Origin of the sequence: Pseudomonas hamedanensis, from assembly GCF_014268595.2 — a bacterium.
Taxonomy (GTDB): domain Bacteria; phylum Pseudomonadota; class Gammaproteobacteria; order Pseudomonadales; family Pseudomonadaceae; genus Aquipseudomonas; species Aquipseudomonas hamedanensis.
The window spans coordinates 3049525-3067921 of record NZ_CP077091.1 but is presented as its reverse complement, the minus strand read 5'-3'; the positions used below and the strand labels follow the sequence as shown (position 1 = coordinate 3067921).

18 protein-coding genes and 1 pseudogene are annotated in these 18397 nt (G+C 60.8%); 10 read left to right on the top strand and 9 right to left on the bottom strand.

All coding sequences use genetic code 11. From position 1 onward, the window contains the following. Position 1: 1 nt before the first annotated feature. Both HU739_RS13365 and HU739_RS13360 read right to left on the bottom strand, forming a co-directional pair. Positions 2 to 346: a hypothetical protein gene (locus HU739_RS13365; protein ID WP_186547285.1), complete on the bottom strand. Its 345-nt coding sequence runs from the start codon at positions 344 to 346 to the stop codon at positions 2 to 4. A gap of 205 nt (positions 347 to 551) precedes the next feature. Beyond that, a complete protein-coding gene (locus tag HU739_RS13360; RefSeq protein WP_186547284.1) occupies positions 552 to 932 on the bottom strand; it encodes a hypothetical protein in 381 nt (126 codons plus the stop codon). Positions 933 to 1230: 298 nt separating this feature from the next. Between HU739_RS13360 and kdgD the strand changes: the two genes are divergently transcribed. The 4 genes from kdgD to garD all read left to right on the top strand — a co-directional run bounded on the left by kdgD (position 1231) and on the right by garD (position 6738). Beyond that, positions 1231 to 2142 (top strand): 5-dehydro-4-deoxyglucarate dehydratase, encoded by a 912-nt coding sequence (gene kdgD / locus HU739_RS13355; RefSeq protein WP_039759443.1) that lies wholly within the window; start codon positions 1231 to 1233, stop codon positions 2140 to 2142. 70 nt (positions 2143 to 2212) lie between these two features. Then, on the top strand, positions 2213 to 3658 hold the full coding sequence (locus HU739_RS13350) for an aldehyde dehydrogenase family protein (protein ID WP_186547283.1): 1446 nt from the start codon (positions 2213 to 2215) through the stop codon (positions 3656 to 3658). 153 nt (positions 3659 to 3811) lie between these two features. After that, a complete protein-coding gene (locus HU739_RS13345) occupies positions 3812 to 5173 on the top strand; it encodes an MFS transporter (protein WP_186547282.1) in 1362 nt (453 codons plus the stop codon). Positions 5174 to 5184: 11 nt separating this feature from the next. Continuing rightward, a complete protein-coding gene (gene garD, locus HU739_RS13340; protein WP_186547281.1) occupies positions 5185 to 6738 on the top strand; it encodes a galactarate dehydratase in 1554 nt (517 codons plus the stop codon). 4 nt (positions 6739 to 6742) lie between these two features. Here the strand turns inward: garD and HU739_RS27015 are convergent. After that, positions 6743 to 6841: pseudogene (locus HU739_RS27015) on the bottom strand (N-acetyltransferase); the annotation flags it as partial. Positions 6842 to 6923: 82 nt separating this feature from the next. Here HU739_RS27015 and HU739_RS13335 point away from each other — a divergent pair. Beyond that, positions 6924 to 7865: an AEC family transporter gene (locus HU739_RS13335; RefSeq protein WP_186547280.1), complete on the top strand. Its 942-nt coding sequence runs from the start codon at positions 6924 to 6926 to the stop codon at positions 7863 to 7865. 118 nt (positions 7866 to 7983) lie between these two features. Here HU739_RS13335 and HU739_RS13330 read toward each other — a convergent pair whose 3' ends face one another. The 6 genes from HU739_RS13330 to gatC all read right to left on the bottom strand — a co-directional run bounded on the left by HU739_RS13330 (position 7984) and on the right by gatC (position 13272). Continuing rightward, a complete protein-coding gene (locus HU739_RS13330) occupies positions 7984 to 8364 on the bottom strand; it encodes a carboxymuconolactone decarboxylase family protein (protein WP_186547279.1) in 381 nt (126 codons plus the stop codon). After that, positions 8361 to 9428 carry a calcium/sodium antiporter gene (locus HU739_RS13325; RefSeq protein WP_186547379.1) on the bottom strand — a complete coding sequence of 356 codons (1068 nt, stop codon included), beginning with the start codon at positions 9426 to 9428 and terminating at the stop codon, positions 8361 to 8363. Before HU739_RS13325 ends, HU739_RS13330 begins: the two co-directional genes overlap by 4 nt. Before the next feature lie 40 nt (positions 9429 to 9468). Continuing rightward, positions 9469 to 9840, bottom strand: coding sequence for a septal ring lytic transglycosylase RlpA family protein (locus HU739_RS13320; protein WP_186547278.1), 372 nt, complete (start codon positions 9838 to 9840; stop codon positions 9469 to 9471). Positions 9841 to 10060: 220 nt separating this feature from the next. Further along, positions 10061 to 11506, bottom strand: coding sequence for an Asp-tRNA(Asn)/Glu-tRNA(Gln) amidotransferase subunit GatB (gene gatB / locus HU739_RS13315; RefSeq protein WP_186547277.1), 1446 nt, complete (start codon positions 11504 to 11506; stop codon positions 10061 to 10063). 10 nt (positions 11507 to 11516) lie between these two features. Continuing rightward, a complete protein-coding gene (gatA, locus tag HU739_RS13310) occupies positions 11517 to 12968 on the bottom strand; it encodes an Asp-tRNA(Asn)/Glu-tRNA(Gln) amidotransferase subunit GatA (RefSeq protein WP_186547276.1) in 1452 nt (483 codons plus the stop codon). 16 nt (positions 12969 to 12984) lie between these two features. Beyond that, positions 12985 to 13272, bottom strand: coding sequence for an Asp-tRNA(Asn)/Glu-tRNA(Gln) amidotransferase subunit GatC (gene gatC, locus HU739_RS13305; protein ID WP_007976465.1), 288 nt, complete (start codon positions 13270 to 13272; stop codon positions 12985 to 12987). A gap of 211 nt (positions 13273 to 13483) precedes the next feature. Here gatC and mreB point away from each other — a divergent pair, with 211 nt between their 5' ends. The 5 genes from mreB (at position 13484) to rng (ending at position 18365) form a co-directional block, all read left to right on the top strand. Then, positions 13484 to 14521 carry a rod shape-determining protein MreB gene (gene mreB / locus HU739_RS13300; RefSeq protein ID WP_002555108.1) on the top strand — a complete coding sequence of 346 codons (1038 nt, stop codon included), beginning with the start codon at positions 13484 to 13486 and terminating at the stop codon, positions 14519 to 14521. A gap of 141 nt (positions 14522 to 14662) precedes the next feature. Further along, positions 14663 to 15724, top strand: coding sequence for a rod shape-determining protein MreC (gene mreC / locus HU739_RS13295; protein ID WP_186547378.1), 1062 nt, complete (start codon positions 14663 to 14665; stop codon positions 15722 to 15724). After that, entirely contained in the window at positions 15724 to 16215 is a 492-nt protein-coding gene (gene mreD, locus HU739_RS13290; RefSeq protein ID WP_024011608.1) for a rod shape-determining protein MreD, read from the top strand. Before mreC ends, mreD begins: the two co-directional genes overlap by 1 nt. A gap of 37 nt (positions 16216 to 16252) precedes the next feature. Beyond that, positions 16253 to 16849: a Maf family protein gene (locus HU739_RS13285; protein ID WP_186547275.1), complete on the top strand. Its 597-nt coding sequence runs from the start codon at positions 16253 to 16255 to the stop codon at positions 16847 to 16849. 58 nt (positions 16850 to 16907) lie between these two features. Continuing rightward, entirely contained in the window at positions 16908 to 18365 is a 1458-nt protein-coding gene (rng, locus tag HU739_RS13280) for a ribonuclease G (RefSeq protein WP_016771696.1), read from the top strand. Positions 18366 to 18397: the final 32 nt, after the last annotated feature.

The window sequence follows — 18397 nt, the reverse complement described above, 5'->3', positions numbered from 1 at the left end:
ATTATGGTATGAGGTGAACCGTCAGTTTGGCGGAGGTTCGGATCACCTGATCAGTTCCAGCCACGGTGTAGAACAGCTCAGCGGTGGCTTTCGGAACGAGACTCTTCGCAAAAACATCTTTAGGGATAGCCAAAACCAATGGCCACGTCGGCTCGGTGGTCAACGTGAGTCTGTATTCCCAGGCGTTCCCAGTAGAAGTGTTGACCTCCAGCGTGATTGCGTCGCCGGTCCGCGCTTCGTCGTAGCCGTCTACCCTACCGTTCGCGACCTTATCCAGGCTGCTAACCTTCAGTACTCCGTTCTCGGCCTCCAACAGAGCAGGTGGCGGCAATGTTGTTTGTGTCATGGTCAAGTCCTTTTCACAGTCCAGTTAAACCGTCGAAAAAGCGCAGGTTGTCGCCTCACGCTGGCGGAGCCGGTTTATTTACTCCAGGAAACATTAACGCCGGGTTAGGCGCTCTGGAGCACCTGTAAGAAATACCAGTCCCGACGAGCGGTGCGCTTGTAACACGTGCTCACCTGGCGGCCAATTCAACAGACGGCTACGAAACTCAGCTTTCAACCCGCAACTTCAACGCCTGCGAATACGGCTCCATACTCGACTCATCTGCAAACTTGTAACGCAATTCAACCTCCCTGTTCAGGTACGGGCGCAGCGCTTCCTTGGGGACCTGCAATTCGATTCCGGTGAGTTTCTCCATCTCATCTTCAGCGTCGTCCCAGGCGCCGGTATCCACTTCTTCACCTTGCCATTCCGGTTCTTCCGGATCGCCACCCAAGATCGCGTAGACGCTCCAGTTCGCCGCGAAATCGCTGGAATCCGGCACCTGCACGGTGAGGATGTCTGGCAATTGCGAGAGCTGGAGCGTCACGCAATCGTCCTGCGAAGGGGCGACGTGAGCGAGAGTGGGGGCGGCTAAATGCATCGACATATCGGCTTCCTTTGAAAGGTCCGCCACGATCCTTCGTGGCAGTCGCCGTACTTTACGAGCAGCTCGGCCGGCGATGATTAAACGAATCCAGACCAGATATTTCTGCCAGCGAAAGCGTCAAGCTCGGGCCTTGCGACTATTTCCGAAACTACAAAAAGCGATCTTGTCAGACAAAAAATCGCCACCAACGATGAAATGCAGTTGACGGTTATTTTTTAAGTTGTACGATGACCTACAACTTCAGCGAAGGCTGAACGGTCCACTCACAATAAAACGTTGCTACCAGGGTGTTCGAATAATGAATCCACAAGAACTGAAGTCCATCCTCTCTGCCGGCCTGCTGTCTTTCCCGGTGACCGATTTCAACGCGCAGGGCGATTTCAACCGCGCGGGCTACATCAAACGCCTGGAATGGCTGGCTCCGTATGGCGCTTCAGCATTGTTCGCCGCCGGTGGCACCGGTGAGTTCTTCTCCCTGGCCGCCAGCGAATACTCGGAAATCATCAAGACCGCCGTCGACACCTGCGCCACCAGTGTGCCAATCCTCGCCGGCGTTGGCGGTTCGACCCGTCAGGCCATCGAATACGCTCAGGAAGCCGAGCGTCTGGGCGCCAAAGGCCTGCTGTTGCTGCCGCACTACCTGACCGAAGCGAGCCAGGACGGTGTTGCCGCTCACGTTGAAGCCGTGTGCAAATCGGTGAAGATCGGCGTGGTCGTCTACAACCGTAACGTTTGCCGCCTCACCGCGCCGCTGCTGGAACGTCTGGCCGAGCGCTGCCCGAACCTGATCGGCTACAAGGACGGCCTGGGCGATATCGAGTTGATGGTGTCGATCCGTCGCCGCCTCGGTGATCGCTTCAGCTACCTGGGTGGTCTGCCGACCGCCGAAGTCTACGCCGCTGCCTACAAGGCGCTGGGCGTGCCGGTCTACTCCTCGGCGGTGTTCAACTTCATTCCGAAAACCGCGATGGACTTCTACCACGCGATCGCTCGTGAGGATCACGCCACCGTCGGCAAGATCATCGACGACTTCTTCCTGCCGTACCTGGACATCCGCAACCGCAAGGCCGGTTACGCCGTGAGCATCGTCAAGGCCGGTGCAAAAATCGCTGGCTATGACGCGGGTCCAGTGCGTGCGCCGCTGACCGACCTGACCGGCGAAGAGTACGAAATGCTCGCCGCGCTGATCGACAAGCAAGGCGCGCAATAAACGAGAAGAACGAAGCCGCTGAGCAATCAGCGGCTTTTTGCGTAAAGGCTTTAGAGTTGAGGGCTGCCCTGTGACAACTGCAAAACGCTACGACAACTTCATTAATGGCGAATGGGTCGCTGGTGCCGATTATTCGGCCAACATAAACCCGTCGGAACTGAGCGACAACATCGGCGACTACGCCAAGGCTGACCTGACTCAGGTCAACGCCGCCATCGACGCCGCCCGCGCGGCATTCCCGGCGTACTCCACTTCGGGCATTCAGGCCCGTCACGATTCGCTGGATAAAGTCGGCACGGAAATCCTCGCCCGTCGCGAAGAGCTCGGCACGCTGCTGGCCCGCGAAGAAGGCAAGACCCTGCCGGAAGCGATTGGCGAAGTGACCCGCGCCGGCAATATTTTCAAGTTCTTCGCCGGTGAATGCCTGCGTCTGTCCGGTGACTACGTACCGTCGGTGCGCCCGGGCGTCAACGTTGAAGTCACCCGCGAAGCGCTGGGCGTGGTCGGTCTGATCACCCCGTGGAACTTCCCGATTGCCATCCCGGCGTGGAAAATCGCCCCGGCACTGGCTTACGGCAACTGCGTCGTGCTGAAACCTGCCGACCTGGTCCCGGGCTGCGCCTGGGCGCTGGCTGAAATCATCTCCCGTGCAGGCTTCCCGGCCGGTGTGTTCAACCTGGTGATGGGCAGCGGTCGTGTGGTTGGTGATGCCCTGGTGCAGAGCCCGAAAGTCGACGGCATCAGCTTCACTGGTTCCGTCGGTGTTGGTCGGCAGATCGCGGTCAACTGTGTTTCGCGCCAGGCCAAAGTACAGCTGGAGATGGGCGGCAAGAATCCGCAGATCATTCTCGACGACGCCGACCTCAAGCAAGCGGTCGAGCTGTCGGTGCAGAGCGCGTTCTACTCCACCGGCCAGCGTTGCACGGCGTCGAGCCGACTGATCGTCACTGCTGGCATTCACGACAAGTTCGTCGAAGCCATGGCCGAGCGCATGAAGTCGATCAAGGTCGGCCACGCGCTGAAAGCCGGCACCGACATCGGTCCGGTGGTGTCCCAGGCGCAGCTTGAGCAGGACATGAAGTACATCGACATCGGCCAGTCCGAAGGTGCGCGTCTGGTCAGCGGCGGCGGTGTGGTGACGTGCGATACCGAGGGCTACTTCCTCGCGCCCACCCTGTTCGCCGACAGTGAAGCGTCGATGCGCATCAGCCGCGAAGAAATTTTCGGCCCGGTGGCCAACATCGTGCGCGTGGCCGATTACGAAGCCGCGCTGGCGATGGCCAACGACACCGAATTCGGCCTGTCGGCAGGCATCGCGACCACCTCGCTGAAGTACGCCAACCACTTCAAGCGCCACTCCCAGGCCGGGATGGTCATGGTCAACCTGCCGACCGCCGGTGTGGATTACCACGTACCGTTTGGTGGCCGTAAAGGCTCATCCTATGGCTCCCGCGAGCAGGGCCGCTATGCGCAAGAGTTCTACACGGTCGTGAAGACTGCCTACATCGGTTCCTGATACATGCAATACCTGTGGGAGCTGGCTTGCCAGCGATTCAGGCAACGCGGTGCTTCAGGCACGCCGCGCTGATGCCATCGCTGGCAAGCCAGCTCCCACAAAGACCAAAGAATGTTTTACCCGCATAAAAATAATCAGTGGGAGTACATCTGCATGCAATCCTCCAAGCCGACTCACGTCCGCTATTTGATCCTGCTCATGCTGTTTCTGGTGACCACGATCAACTACGCCGACCGTGCCACGATCGCCATTGCCGGCTCCAGCCTGCAAAAAGATCTGGGCATTGACGCCGTCACCCTCGGCTACATCTTTTCCGCATTCGGTTGGGCCTACGTGGCCGGGCAAATTCCCGGCGGCTGGCTGCTCGATCGTTTCGGCTCGAAAAAAGTCTACGCCCTGAGCATTTTCACCTGGTCGCTGTTCACCGCGCTGCAAGGCTTCGTCGGTGAATTCGGCATGTCCACAGCGGTGGTTGCGCTGTTCATGCTGCGCTTCCTCGTGGGCCTGGCCGAAGCGCCATCGTTCCCCGGCAACGCGCGGATTGTTGCCGCGTGGTTCCCGACCGCTGAACGCGGTACCGCTTCGGCGATCTTCAACTCGGCGCAATACTTTGCCACCGTGTTGTTCGCGCCGCTGATGGGCTGGATCGTCTACAGCTTCGGCTGGGAGCACGTGTTCATCGTCATGGGTATCCTCGGCATCATCTTCTCTCTGGTGTGGCTCAAGGTCATCTACAGCCCGCGCGAACACCCACGCATCAACGACGCCGAGTTCAAGCACATTGCTGACAACGGCGGCATGGTCGACATGGATCAGAAGGGCAAAAAGTCCGACGGCCCGAAATGGGATTACATCCGCCAGTTGCTGACCAACCGCATGATGCTTGGCGTGTATCTGGGCCAGTACTGCATCAACGGCATCACCTATTTCTTCCTGACCTGGTTCCCGGTGTACCTGGTGCAAGAGCGTGGCATGACCATTCTCAAGGCCGGTTTCATCGCTTCGTTGCCGGCGATCTGCGGCTTTATCGGCGGCGTGCTCGGCGGGGTGATTTCTGACTACCTGTTGCGCAAGGGCCACTCGCTGACCTTCGCTCGCAAGGCGCCGATCATCGCCGGTCTGCTGGTTTCGAGCAGCATCGTCGCGTGCAACTATGTTGACGTGGAATGGATGGTCGTCGGTTTCATGGCCCTGGCCTTCTTCGGCAAAGGCGTTGGCGCACTGGGCTGGGCAGTGGTCTCCGACACTTCGCCGAAACAGATCGCTGGCCTAAGCGGCGGGCTGTTCAATACCTTCGGCAACATCGCTTCGATCACCACGCCGATCGTGATTGGCTACATCATCAGCTCCACCGGTTCGTTCAAATGGGCGCTGGTGTTTGTCGGTGCCAACGCACTGGTCGCGGTGTTCAGCTATCTGGTCATCGTCGGCCCGATCAAACGTGTGGTGCTCAAAGAGCCGCCAGCCAAGGGCGGTAATGAAGTCACCGGCAATTTGTCTCAAGCGCATTCGTGAGGAGCGGCGTCATGCAGTTGATTGAACATTCCGACTCGCCGCGCTACATCCGCCTGCACGAGCGGGACAACGTTGTGGTGGTGGTCAACGATCAGGGCGTACCGGCCGGTACCGAGTTTGCCGATGGCCTGGTGACGCTGGATTTTGTCCCGCAGAGCCACAAGGTCAATTTCGAGGATATCGCCGAAGGTGGCCCGGTGATTCGCTACGGGCAGATCATTGGCTACGCGTTGCAGCCGATCCCTCGCGGCAGTTGGGTCAAGGAAGATCAACTGCGCATGCCGACCGCACCGCCGCTGGACAGCTTGCCGCTGTGCACCGATGTGCCGCAGGCGCAGGCTCCGCTGGAAGGTTTTACGTTCCAGGGTTATCGCAACGCCGACGGCACGGTCGGCACGCGCAACATTCTCGGTATCACCACGACCGTGCAGTGCGTGACCGGCGTGCTCGATCACGCGGTCAAGCGCATCAAGGAAGAGCTGCTGCCGAAGTATCCGCACGTCGACGACGTGGTCGCGCTGACCCACAGTTATGGCTGTGGCGTGGCGATCACCGCCACCGACGCCTACATCCCGATTCGTACCGTGCGCAATTTGGCGCGCAACCCGAACTTGGGCGGCGAGGCGCTGGTAATCAGTCTGGGCTGCGAGAAATTACAGGCCGGGCAGGTAATGCACGAGGACGACGCGTCGGTGGATCTCAGCGATCCGTGGCTGTACCGCTTGCAGGATTCCAGTCACGGCTTCACCGAAATGATTGAGCAGATCATGCAACTGGCCGAAGTGCGCCTGAAGAAGCTCGACCAGCGCCGCCGCGAAACCGTGCCGGCATCAGAGCTGATTTTGGGCATGCAGTGCGGCGGCAGTGATGCGTTCTCTGGCATCACCGCCAACCCGGCGCTGGGTTATGCCTCGGATTTGCTGTTGCGCGCGGGGGCGACGGTGATGTTTTCCGAAGTCACCGAAGTGCGCGATGCGATATATCTGCTGACCTCGCGGGCACAGACGCAAACCGTCGCCGAGGAACTGGTGCGCGAAATGGACTGGTACGACCGTTACCTGGCCAAGGGCGAGGCCGACCGCAGCGCCAACACCACGCCGGGCAACAAAAAGGGTGGCTTGTCGAACATTGTCGAGAAGTCGCTGGGCTCGATCGTCAAGTCCGGCAGCAGCGCGATCAACGGCGTGCTCGGCCCGGGCGAGCGTTTCAAGCAGAAGGGGCTGATTTTCTGTGCGACGCCGGCGAGTGATTTTGTCTGCGGCACCCTGCAACTGGCGGCAGGAATGAACCTGCACGTGTTCACCACCGGGCGTGGCACGCCTTATGGGCTGGCCATGGCGCCGGTGGTGAAGGTATCGACGCGGACTGAACTGGCGCAGCGCTGGCCGGATCTGATCGATATCGACGCCGGGCGCATCGCCACCGGGCGCGCGACCATCGAGGAACTGGGCTGGGAGTTGTTTCACTATTACCTGGACGTTGCCAGTGGCAAGCAACAGACCTGGGCGGAGAAGCACAAGCTGCACAACGACATCACCTTGTTCAACCCGGCGCCGATTACCTGAGACTGTGGCGAGGGAGCTTGCTCCCGCTGGACTGCGTAGCAGTCCCGTCTTTTGGGGCCGCTTCGCGACCCAGCGGGAGCAAGCTCCCTCGCCACAGGTGTTCATCCCGCACTCGGGTGGGAACGATCAGGGTGAAAGTGGCTTATCATTAGCCTACTAATGACGCTCACCCAAGGCTCCCCGGCATGCTGGCAATCTTCCTCGAAACCCTGAACATCACCGCGCCGGTGTTTGCCATGCTGTTTCTCGGTGTGCTGCTCAAGCGCATCGACTGGATCAACGACAACTTCATTCACACGGCCTCGTCGCTGGTGTTCAACGTCACCATGCCGGCGCTGTTGTTTTTGGGCATCCTGCATGCCGATCTGCACGCCGCGCTGCAACCGTCCCTGCTGATCTACTTTTCCCTCGCCACGCTGGTGAGCTTTGCCGTGGCCTGGGGCTGGGCGATTTTCAAGTGTCCGCGTGAAGATCGCGGCATTTATACCCAGGGGGCGTTTCGTGGCAATAACGGCGTGATTGGTCTGGCGCTGGCCGCGAGCATGTACGGCGATTACGGGATCTCCCTCGGGGCGATTCTCGCAGCGCTGGTGATCCTCTTTTACAACACGCTGTCGACCATTGTTCTGGCGGTGTATAGCCCGGTGATCAAGTCCGATCCGTGGAGCATCTGCAAAAGCGTGTTCAGCAACCCGCTGATCATCAGCGTGATTGCGGCGGCACCGTTTGCTTATTTCAAGATCGGCTTGCCGGGTTGGCTGGAAACTTCCGGCCAGTACCTGGCGCAGACCACCTTGCCGCTGGCGCTGATCTGCATCGGCGGCACGCTGTCGCTGGCGGCGTTGCGCAAGAGCGGCAAGATGGCGCTCAGTTCCAGTCTGGTGAAAATGGTCGGTCTGCCGTTGCTGGCGACGCTCGGCGCATGGTTGTGGGGCTTTCGCGGCGCGGAGCTGGGGATTCTGTTCCTCTACTTTGGCAGCCCGACGGCAGCGGCGAGCTTCGTCATGGCCCGGGCGGCGCAGGGCAATCATGAGCTGGCAGCGGCGATCATCGTGATGACCACATTGATGGCGGCGATTACCACCAATGTCGGGATCTTTGTGTTGCAGTGGGGTGGGTGGATCTGACTGTGGGATTTGTAGGGAATGGACCGGCCCCATCGCGAGCAGGCTCACTCCTACATTTGGAATGTGTTCCCCTTGTAGGAGTGAGCCTGCTCGCGATAGCTATTTCAGCCGCGCCGAATCACTCCGGTTTCTGGTAGCTGTCGATCACTTCCTGCGCCGCGCGAAACGCATCGATCGCCGCCGGCACCCCGGCATACACCGCGCAATGCAGCAGCGCCTCGCGAATTTCTTCCACCGTGCAGCCATTGTTCAGTGCGCCGCGCACGTGGCCCTTCAATTCCTGCGGACACTTCAACGCGGTCAGCGCCGCGAGGGTGATCAGGCTGCGGGTCTTCAGCGGCAGGCCGTCGCGGTTCCACACCCCGCCCCAGGCATGTTCATTGACGAAATCCTGCAACGGCTGGGTGAACTCGGTGGCGTTGCCCAAGGCTCGGTCAACAAACGCATCGCCCATTACCTGACGGCGGATTTCAACCCCGGACTGCTTCGCTTCGGTCATGGCATATCCCTCTTGTGGTGCTGGCGGCGCCAGGCGCGTATCGACGTGAACAGCAGAAACATCAACAGCGGCGGCAAGACATAAAACAGCATCAGCCGCTCAAGCTTGCCGGCCAGCGGCATGCCAGTGGTGAACGACACCACGTGCAGCCCGTAGACCAGATACAGACCGAGCAGCAGCAAGCCTTCGGCGCGGGTCACGCGGTAGCCGGAATAGAACACCGGCAGGCACAGTGCGGCCACGCCGAGCATCACCGGCAGATCGAAATCCAGCGCATTGGGTGACACCGACAGCGGCATGGGCGCGATCAATGCGGTGAGGCCGAGCACACCCAGCAAGTTGAACAGGTTGGCACCGATCACGTTGCCCACGGCGATATCCCGTTGGCCGCGCAACGCCGCGATCAGCGAAGTGGCCAGTTCCGGCAGGGACGTGCCGACCGCCACCACCGTCAGGCCGATCACCCGTTCCGAAAGCCCCAGGTCGGTCGCCACGGCCACGGCAGCGCCGAGCAACAAATGTCCGGCAAACACCAGCATGGCGAGGCCGCCAAGGATCATCAGCGCGCTGATCAACCAGGATTGCTGCGCATTGTGCGGTCGTTCGGTGTGGGGGCGGGCCGAGTGCCGCGACTGGCGAAACAGCAAACCGAGGTACAGCGCCAAGGCACCGAGCAACAGAAGGCCGTCGAAGCGTCCGATGTCTTTGTTCCACGCCAGGACGAACACCAGCAGGCTGGCGCCGATCATCAGCGGAATATCGAGGCGTACCAATTGCCGGGACACGCGCAGCGGAATGACCAGCGCGGAGAGGCCGAGGGTCACGAGGATATTGAAGATGCTGCTGCCGACCACACTGCCGACCGCAATGTCAGGGTTATTCGCCATCGCCGCTTGCAGGCTGACCGCCATTTGCGGCGCACTGCTGCCGAGGGCAACGATGGTCAGGCCGATGATCAGCGGGCGCACATGCAGACGTTCGGCCAGACGCACGGCAGCACGCACCATCAACTCGGCGCCAATGATCAACAGACACAGGCCGCTGAGCAATTCGATGACGTTGATCAGCGGTAAATCGGCTAATCCGAAAATGGTCGGCGCTCCATCAGTCGAGGGCCTGCACGCGAACCCGCGCGGTGCCGCTGCGCAACATGCCGATCTGGTCGGCGGCTTCGCGGGACAAGTCGATGATGCGCCCGCGCGTGTGCGGGCCGCGATCGTTGATGCGGACCACGACGGACTCATCGTTTTTCAGGTTGGTGACCTTCACCCGTGTGCCGAACGGCAGTTGGCGGTGGGCGGCGGTCAGGGAATGCTGGTTGAACGCTTCGCCGCTGGCGGTGCGTTTCCCGTGGTGCCTGGCTCCGTAATAGGAGGCGACGCCGGTCTGGTCGTAACCGTGCGGGTCGATGGTGTCGGTGCTGGCGCAACCGGCCAGCAAGGCGAGCAGGGCGCTGCTCAGGAACAGGCGCTTCATTCAAAGGTATCCCGGATCAAATGTAGGAGTGACCTGTGGCGAGGGGATTTATCCCCGTTGGACTGCGCAGCAGTCCCAAAAACTGAGAACTCGGTTTATCTGGTGCAAATCAAGCTCAGCAATTGGGGCCGCTTCGCGGCCCAACGGGGATAAATCCCCTCGCCACAGGTCACTCCTACAGGGGATGGAGCCAGGCTTTGGATCTGGCTCCATTTTGTGGTCAGCCTTCGAGCTTGCTTTTCAGCAGTTCGTTCACCTGCTGCGGGTTGGCCTTACCTTTGGAGGCTTTCATGGCCTGGCCGACAAAGAAGCCGAACATCTTGCCGCGTTTGGCTTCGTCAGCCGCGCGGTACTGTTCGACCTGCTCGGCGTTGGCCGCGAGCATTTCGTCGAGCACGGCGGAGATCGCGCCAGTGTCGGTCACTTGCTTGAGGCCGCGCTTTTCGATGATCTCGTCTGCGCTGCCTTCGCCGTTGGCCATCGCTTCGAACACAACCTTGGCGATCTTGCCGGAGATGGTGTTGTCCTTGATGCGCTGCAACATGCCGCCCAGTTGCTCGGCGGACACTGGCGATTCCTCGATGTCCAGGCCTTGCTTGTTGAGCAGGCTGCCCAACTCGACCATCACCCAGTTCGCCGCCAGTTTCGCGTCGCCACCAATGGCCGCGACTTTCTCGAAGTAATCCGCCTGCTCACGGCTGGTGGCCAGCACGTTGGCGTCGTAGGCCGACAGACCGAACTGGCTCTGGAAACGCTCGCGCTTTTGCGGTGGCAATTCCGGCAGAGTTGCACGCACCTCGCCGAGAAACGACTCTTCGATGACCACCGGCAGCAAGTCCGGATCGGGGAAGTAACGGTAGTCGTTGGCTTCCTCTTTCGAACGCATCGGACGGGTCTCGTCCTTGTTCGGATCGTACAGACGGGTTTGCTGAATGACTTTGCCGCCGTCTTCGATCAGCTCGATCTGCCGCTGGATTTCGGAGTTGATCGCCTTCTCGATGAAGCGGAACGAGTTGACGTTCTTGATCTCGCAGCGCGTACCGAACTCGGCCTGGCCCTTCGGACGGATCGACACGTTGCAGTCGCAACGCAGCGAGCCTTCGGCCATGTTGCCGTCGCAGATGCCCAGGTAGCGCACCAGCGCGTGGATTGCCTTGACGTAAGCCACGGCTTCCTTGGCGCTGCGCATGTCCGGTTCGGAAACGATCTCCAGCAGCGGCGTGCCGGCACGGTTCAGGTCGATGCCAGTGGCACCGTTGAATTCTTCGTGCAGGCTCTTGCCGGCGTCTTCTTCCAGGTGCGCGCGGGTGATGCCGACGCGTTTGACCGTGCCGTCTTCCAGCGCGATGTCCAGATGGCCCTTGCCGACGATCGGCAGTTCCATCTGGCTGATCTGGTAGCCCTTCGGCAGGTCCGGATAGAAATAGTTTTTCCGGGCAAACACGTTGTGCTGGCCGATCTCGGCGTCAATCGCCAGACCGAACATCACCGCCATCCGCACGGCTTCCTGGTTGAGCACCGGCAGCACGCCGGGCATGCCCAGGTCGATCAGGCTGGCCTGGGTGTTCGGCTCGGAACCGAACGTGGTGGAACTACCGGAAAAGATTTTCGACCGGGTGGTGAGCTGAGTGTGAATCTCCAGCCCGATCACGACTTCCCATTGCATGTGTGTCTCCTCAGAAGCCGGTTGGGGTGCGAGTGTGCCAGTCGGTATTGAGCTGGTACTGGTGCGCCACATTGAGCAGGCGACCTTCCTGGAAGTACGGCGCGAGCAATTGCACGCCCACCGGCAGACCGTCGACAAAACCGGCCGGCATCGACAGGCCCGGCAGGCCGGCGAGGTTGGCGGTGATGGTGTAGACGTCTTCCAGATAGGCAGCAACCGGGTCGCTGTTCTTCGCGCCGAGCTTCCAGGCCGGGTTCGGCGTGGTCGGGCCGAGGATGACGTCGACCTCATTGAAGGCCGCCATGAAGTCGTTTTTCACCAGACGACGGATCTTCTGCGCTTTCAGGTAGTAGGCGTCGTAATAACCGGCGGACAGTGCGTAGGCACCGACCATGATCCGGCGCTGTACTTCGGCACCGAAGCCTTCGCCTCGGGAGCGCTTGTACAGGTCGATCAGGTTTGCCGGGTTCTCGCAGCGATGGCCAAAACGCACGCCGTCGAAACGCGACAGGTTGGAAGACGCTTCTGCCGGGGCGATCACGTAGTACGCCGGAATCGCGTGCTGCATGTTCGGCAGGCTGATTTCCTTGATCACCGCACCGAGCTTCTGCAACTGCTGGATGCTGTTCTGGATCAACTCGGCGATGCGCGGGTCGAGGCCGGCGCTGAAGTATTCCTTCGGCACGCCGATGCGCAGGCCTTGCAGCGAATCGCCGAGGCTGGCGGAGTAATCCGGCACCGGCTCATCGATGCTAGTCGAATCGTTCTGGTCGAAACCGGCCATGCCTTGCAGCAGGATCGCGCAGTCTTCGGCAGTGCGCGCCAACGGGCCGCCCTGATCGAGGCTGGACGCGTAGGCAATCATGCCCCAGCGCGAAACGCGACCGTAGGTCGGCTTCAGGCCGGTGAGGTTGGTGAAGGCGGCTGGCTGGCGGATCGAGCCGCCGGTGTCGGTGGCGGTCGCGGCAGGCAACAGACGCGCGGCCACAGCCGCCGCCGAACCACCGGACGAACCACCCGGTACGTGTTCCAGGTTCCACGGGTTTTTCACCGCGCCGTACCAGCTCGACTCGTTGGCCGAACCCATGGCGAATTCGTCCATGTTGGTCTTGCCCAGGGTCACGGCGCCGGCGGCGGCCAGCTTCGCAACCACGGTGGCGTCGTACGGTGCCTTGAAGTTGTCGAGCATCTTCGAGCCGCAGCTGGTGCGAATGCCCTGGGTGCAGAACAGGTCTTTGTGGGCGATCGGTGCGCCGAGCAGGGCGCCGCTCTCACCGTTGGCCCGGCGCGCATCGGCGGCTTTCGCCTGCTCGAGGGCCAGCTCTTCGGTGAGGCTGATGAAACTGTTGAGCTGCGGATCGAGCTGGGTAATACGCGCCAGCAGGACTTTGGTCAGCTCTTCGGAGGAAAACTTTTTATCGGCGAGACCGCGGGCGATCTCGGCCAGAGTCATTTGATGCATTGCAGGCTCTTTCCCTTTAGTCGATGACTTTCGGAACCAGGTACAGGCCGTTTTCGACCGCTGGTGCGATGGACTGGTAGGCCTCGCGGTTATTCGTCTCGGTCACGACGTCGGCACGCAGGCGCTGACTGGCTTCCAGAGGGTGGGCCAAAGGCTCGATACCGTCGGTGTTGACGGCCTGCATCTCGTCGACCAGCCCGAGAATGCTGTTGAGGGCGGAAGTAATGTGTGGAAGATCGGCATCGTTGAGGCCAAGGCAGGCCAGGTGCGCGATTTTTTCCACGTCGGAGCGTTCTAGCGCCATCGGGATTCTCCAGTGGAAAACAGAACGGACGGCGTCCGTGTGTTAGATTGTCGGAACACTACCGCACTTCTACGGTCATAAGGCCGCGATTGTGGGGCTTGGTGCACAGAAAAGCGGCCAATTTAACATATTGGCGCCTTGCCCAAAATCCCTGTCGTTGTTAGAGTTTGCCGCACTTTTTTACCCACGCGTTGCCTAGGGTCCCTTTCCCATGTTCAAGAAACTGCGTGGCATGTTTTCCAGCGATCTTTCCATTGACCTGGGCACTGCCAACACCCTTATTTACGTGCGCGAGCGCGGTATCGTCCTGAATGAGCCATCGGTTGTGGCCATTCGGACACACGGTAACCAGAAAAGTGTCGTTGCTGTCGGCACCGAGGCCAAGCGCATGCTCGGCCGTACGCCGGGCAACATTGCTGCCATTCGTCCGATGAAGGATGGCGTGATCGCCGACTTCAGCGTCTGCGAAAAGATGCTGCAGTACTTTATCAACAAGGTTCATGAAAACAGCTTTCTGCAGCCCAGCCCTCGCGTGCTGATCTGCGTTCCCTGCAAGTCCACCCAGGTTGAGCGTCGCGCCATCCGTGAATCGGCGCTTGGCGCCGGTGCCCGTGAGGTGTTCCTGATCGAAGAGCCAATGGCCGCTGCGATCGGTGCCGGTCTGCCGGTTGAAGAAGCCCGCGGTTCGATGGTCGTGGACATCGGCGGTGGTACCACCGAAATCGCCCTGATCTCCCTCAACGGTGTGGTCTACGCCGAATCCGTACGAGTGGGCGGCGACCGTTTCGACGAAGCGATCATCACTTATGTGCGCCGCAACTACGGCAGCCTGATCGGTGAATCCACCGCTGAGCGCATCAAGCAGGAAATCGGTACGGCCTACCCGGGCGGCGAAGTGCGCGAAGTCGATGTTCGCGGTCGCAACCTGGCCGAAGGCGTTCCACGTGCATTCACCCTGAACTCCAACGAAGTGCTGGAAGCTCTGCAAGAGTCGCTGGCCACCATCGTTCAGGCCGTGAAGAGCGCGCTGGAGCAGTCGCCGCCGGAACTGGCTTCCGACATCGCCGAGCGCGGCCTGGTGCTGACCGGTGGTGGCGCGCTGCTGCGTGACCTCGACAAGTTGCTGGCTCAGGAAACCGGTCTGCCGGTAATCGTTGCCGAAGATCCGCTGACCTGTGTGGCTCGCGGCGGTGGCCGTGCGCTGGAAATGATGGATAAGCACACCATGGATCTGCTTTCCAGCGAGTAATTCGTTGGTTGCAATACGTGGGTGAACGCACAGGCAGCACTTTGCAGTGCTGCCTGTTGGCGTTTATCTTCTGTCAGTCTTCATCCAGGCCGGTTTGATGCCGTATGAATAAACAGAACATTTGCCTGGGAGGAGCGGCTTATTAAACCGCTTTTCGCCAAGGGCCCTTCGTTGGGCGTGCGCCTGTTGGTGCTGGCCGTGCTGTCGGTCGCGCTGATGGTGGTCGATGCGCGTTTCGACCTGCTCAAGCCCGCGCGCAAGCAAGCGTCGCTGGTGCTCATGGATGCCTACTGGATCACTGACCTGCCCGGCCGGTTGTGGGAAGGGGTCGCCAGTCAGTTCGGCAGCCGCACCGAGCTCGTCGCCGAAAACGAAAAACTCAAGACCGAGAACCTGCTGTTGCAGGGGCGCATGCAAAAGCTCGCGGCCCTCACCGAGCAGAACGTTCGGTTGCGCGAGTTGCTCAATTCCTCCGCACTGGTCAACGAAAAGGTCGAAGTGGCCGAGTTGATCGGCATGGACCCCAACCCTTTCACCCATCGCATCATCATTAACAAAGGTGAGCGCGACGGCGTGGTGCTCGGCCAACCGGTGCTCGATGCACGGGGGCTGATGGGCCAGGTGGTTGAGTTGATGCCATACACCTCACGTGTCCTGCTGTTGACCGACACCACCCACAGTATTCCGGTGCAGGTCAACCGCAACGGTCTGCGCGCGATTGCCAGCGGCACCGGCAACCCGGAACGTCTGGAATTGCGCCATGTCGCTGACACGGCGGACATCAAGGAAGGCGATCTGCTGGTCAGCTCCGGCCTCGGCCAGCGCTTTCCGGCCGGTTATCCGGTGGCCACGGTCAAGGAAGTCATCCACGATTCCGGCCAGCCGTTCGCCATCGTCCGCGCCGTGCCAACCGCCGCCCTGAACCGCAGCCGCTATCTGCTGCTGGTGTTCAGCGACAGCCGTACCGCCGAAGAGCGCGCCAATGACGCGGCCCAGGCCCAGGAAACGCTCGACGCGCATGGTGGCGGTCCGATGTTGCCGGCCAGTGTGCCGAAACCGCTGATCATGCCCGCGACGCCGTCGACAGCACCAGCTCCTGCCGCCGAAGCCGCAGCGCCCGCAGTCACACCCGCCGCGGCCAAACCACCGGCAGCCAGCAAACCACCGGCGAAACCGCCAGCGACTACCGGGGGACGAGAATAATGGTCGGCGCGAAAAAATCCGGAAACGGCTGGATGATCTGGCTGACGTTCTTCGTCGGCATCCTGCTCAGCGTTTCTCCGTTGCCGATCTTCATGGAAATCCTCCGCCCGCTGTGGCTGGCCTTGCTCGTGACCTTCTGGGCGCTGTACATGCCGCACACGGTCGGCATGGTCACCGCATTCTGTCTGGGGCTGGCCGAAGACGTTCTGCAGGGCGACCTGCTCGGGCAGAACGCGCTGATCCTGACCCTGATCACCTTTCTCGTCCTGTCACTGCAACAACGTCTGCGCATGTTTCCGATGTGGCAGCAGTGTCTGGTAATCCTGGTGATCTTCGGCCTCGCACAACTGGCGCAACTGTGGCTGAGCGCCTTGACCGGCAATCGCCAGCCAACCCTGGCGCTGGTCCTGCCGGCACTGGTCAGCGCCTTGCTCTGGCCGTGGGTCAGCTTCGCTCTACGCGGAATGTGCCGACGCTACAGAATCTATTGAACCGGTGAAGCAGGGCACTGAACAGGGAGATGGTTTGATGAAACTGCTTTACCTCGCCTCCGGATCGCCACGTCGCCGTGAACTGCTCGCGCAGATCGGCGTGCGGTTCACCGCCATCTGCGCGGACATCGACGAAACCCCGCTTCCTGACGAATCGCCCTCGGCCTATGTCGAACGCCTCGCGCGTGGCAAGGCTGAGGCCGGACGCCGCGCGGTCGCCGCCGACCAGCCGTTTTGTGTACTGGGGGCCGATACCGCAGTGGTGCTCGACGGCAAAATTCTCGGCAAACCGGTGGACGAAGCCGACGCATGCGCCATGCTGATGATGTTGTCCGGCAACGAGCACGAGGTGCTGACCGCCATCGCCGTGCTCGAAGGCGAGCGCTGCGAGTCGCGGGTGGTGCGCAGTCGGGTGCGCTTTCGCCCGATCAGCCGCGATGAGGCCGCCGCCTACTGGGTCAGCGGCGAACCGCGCGACAAGGCCGGCGGCTACGGCATTCAGGGCCTCGGCGCGGTGTTTGTCGCCGGACTCGATGGCAGCTATTCGGCCGTGGTCGGCCTGCCGCTGTGCGAAACCTGCGAGGTGTTGGGGCATTTCGGCATACCCTGTTGGCAAAACCTGAACACGCCCTGAGCGTCGTACAAATCCAGATGCGGCCACTACCGTGAACATGCCTGAACGAGATCCTGCCATGAGTGAAGAGATTCTGATCAACATCACGCCGATGGAGTCGCGCGTGGCAGTGGTCGAAAACGGTGTGCTGCAAGAAGTCCACGTCGAGCGCACGCAAAAACGCGGAATCGTCGGCAACATTTATAAAGGCAAGATCGTCCGGGTACTGCCAGGCATGCAGGCAGCGTTCGTCGACATCGGCCTGGACCGCGCCGCGTTTATTCACGCCGCTGAGATTTCCTTGCGTGAAGGGCCAGCGGTGGAAAGCATCAGCTCGCTGGTGCACGAGGGCCAGAGCCTGGTGGTGCAAGTCACCAAGGATCCGATCGGCTCCAAAGGTGCGCGCCTGACGACGCAGCTGTCGATTCCCTCGCGCTATCTGGTGTACATGCCGCGCACCGCGCACGTCGGCATTTCGCTGAAGATCGAAGACGAAGCCGAGCGCGAACGCCTCAAGCAGGTGGTCAGTGATTGTGTCGCCAAAGAAGGCATCAAGGAGGCCGGCGGCTTCATTCTGCGCACCGCCGCCGAGGGCGCGGGCGCTGACGAGATCCTCATGGACATCCGCTACCTGCGCCGCCTGTGGGATCAGATCAACGAACAGATCAAGACCATCGCCGCGCCGAGCGTGATTTACGAAGACCTCGGCCTGGCCCTGCGTACCCTGCGCGACCTGGTCAATCCGAAAATCGAGAAAATCCGCATCGATTCCCGGGAAACCTTCCAGAAAACCACACAATTCGTCGCCGAACTGATGCCGGAAATCGCCGATCGTCTGGAACACTACCCGGGCGAACGGCCAATCTTCGACCTGTATGGCGTCGAAGACGAAATCCAGCGCGCGCTGGAACGCAAGGTACCGCTGAAATCCGGCGGCTATCTGGTGATCGACCCGGCGGAAGCCATGACCACCATCGATGTGAACACGGGCGCCTTCGTCGGCCATCGCAATCTCGAAGAAACCATTTTCAAGACCAACCTCGAAGCGGCCACGGCGATCGCCCGGCAGATGCGCCTGCGCAATCTGGGCGGGATCATCATCATCGACTTCATCGACATGGAAGACGAAGAACACCAGCGGCAAGTGTTGCGCACCTTGGAAAAACAGCTTGAGCGTGATCACGCCAAGACCAACATCATCGGCATCACCGAGTTGGGCCTGGTACAAATGACCCGCAAACGCACCCGCGAAAGCCTCGAACAAGTGCTGTGCGAACCGTGCAGCAGTTGCCAGGGACGGGGCAAATTGAAGACCGCCGAAACCATCTGTTACGAGATCTTCCGCGAGATTCTTCGCGAGGCGCGGGCCTATCAGGCCGAGGGTTATCGGGTGCTGGCCAACCAGAAAGTGGTCGATCGCCTGCTCGACGAAGAGTCCGGTAACGTCGCCGAGCTTGAAGGCTTCATCGGTCGCACCATACGCTTCCAGGTAGAAACCATGTATTCCCAGGAACAATATGACGTGGTGCTGCTCTGAAGCCCTGCGTCACCTTTCATTCAACGCGGCTG

Bases quoted from the DNA above. Each gene is read 5' to 3' on its own strand.
- HU739_RS13365 (WP_186547285.1), bottom strand. From the start codon at position 346: ATGACACAAACAACATTGCCGCCACCTGCTCTGTTGGAGGCCGAGAAC.
- HU739_RS13360 (WP_186547284.1), bottom strand. From the start codon at position 932: ATGTCGATGCATTTAGCCGCCCCCACTCTCGCTCACGTCGCCCCTTCG.
- kdgD (WP_039759443.1), top strand. From the start codon at position 1,231: ATGAATCCACAAGAACTGAAGTCCATCCTCTCTGCCGGCCTGCTGTCT.
- HU739_RS13345 (WP_186547282.1), top strand. From the start codon at position 3,812: ATGCAATCCTCCAAGCCGACTCACGTCCGCTATTTGATCCTGCTCATG.
- garD (WP_186547281.1), top strand. From the start codon at position 5,185: ATGCAGTTGATTGAACATTCCGACTCGCCGCGCTACATCCGCCTGCAC.
- HU739_RS13335 (WP_186547280.1), top strand. From the start codon at position 6,924: ATGCTGGCAATCTTCCTCGAAACCCTGAACATCACCGCGCCGGTGTTT.
- HU739_RS13330 (WP_186547279.1), bottom strand. From the start codon at position 8,364: ATGACCGAAGCGAAGCAGTCCGGGGTTGAAATCCGCCGTCAGGTAATG.
- HU739_RS13320 (WP_186547278.1), bottom strand. From the start codon at position 9,840: ATGAAGCGCCTGTTCCTGAGCAGCGCCCTGCTCGCCTTGCTGGCCGGT.
- gatB (WP_186547277.1), bottom strand. From the start codon at position 11,506: ATGCAATGGGAAGTCGTGATCGGGCTGGAGATTCACACTCAGCTCACC.
- gatA (WP_186547276.1), bottom strand. From the start codon at position 12,968: ATGCATCAAATGACTCTGGCCGAGATCGCCCGCGGTCTCGCCGATAAA.
- gatC (WP_007976465.1), bottom strand. From the start codon at position 13,272: ATGGCGCTAGAACGCTCCGACGTGGAAAAAATCGCGCACCTGGCCTGC.
- mreB (WP_002555108.1), top strand. From the start codon at position 13,484: ATGTTCAAGAAACTGCGTGGCATGTTTTCCAGCGATCTTTCCATTGAC.
- mreD (WP_024011608.1), top strand. From the start codon at position 15,724: ATGGTCGGCGCGAAAAAATCCGGAAACGGCTGGATGATCTGGCTGACG.
- HU739_RS13285 (WP_186547275.1), top strand. From the start codon at position 16,253: ATGAAACTGCTTTACCTCGCCTCCGGATCGCCACGTCGCCGTGAACTG.
- rng (WP_016771696.1), top strand. From the start codon at position 16,908: ATGAGTGAAGAGATTCTGATCAACATCACGCCGATGGAGTCGCGCGTG.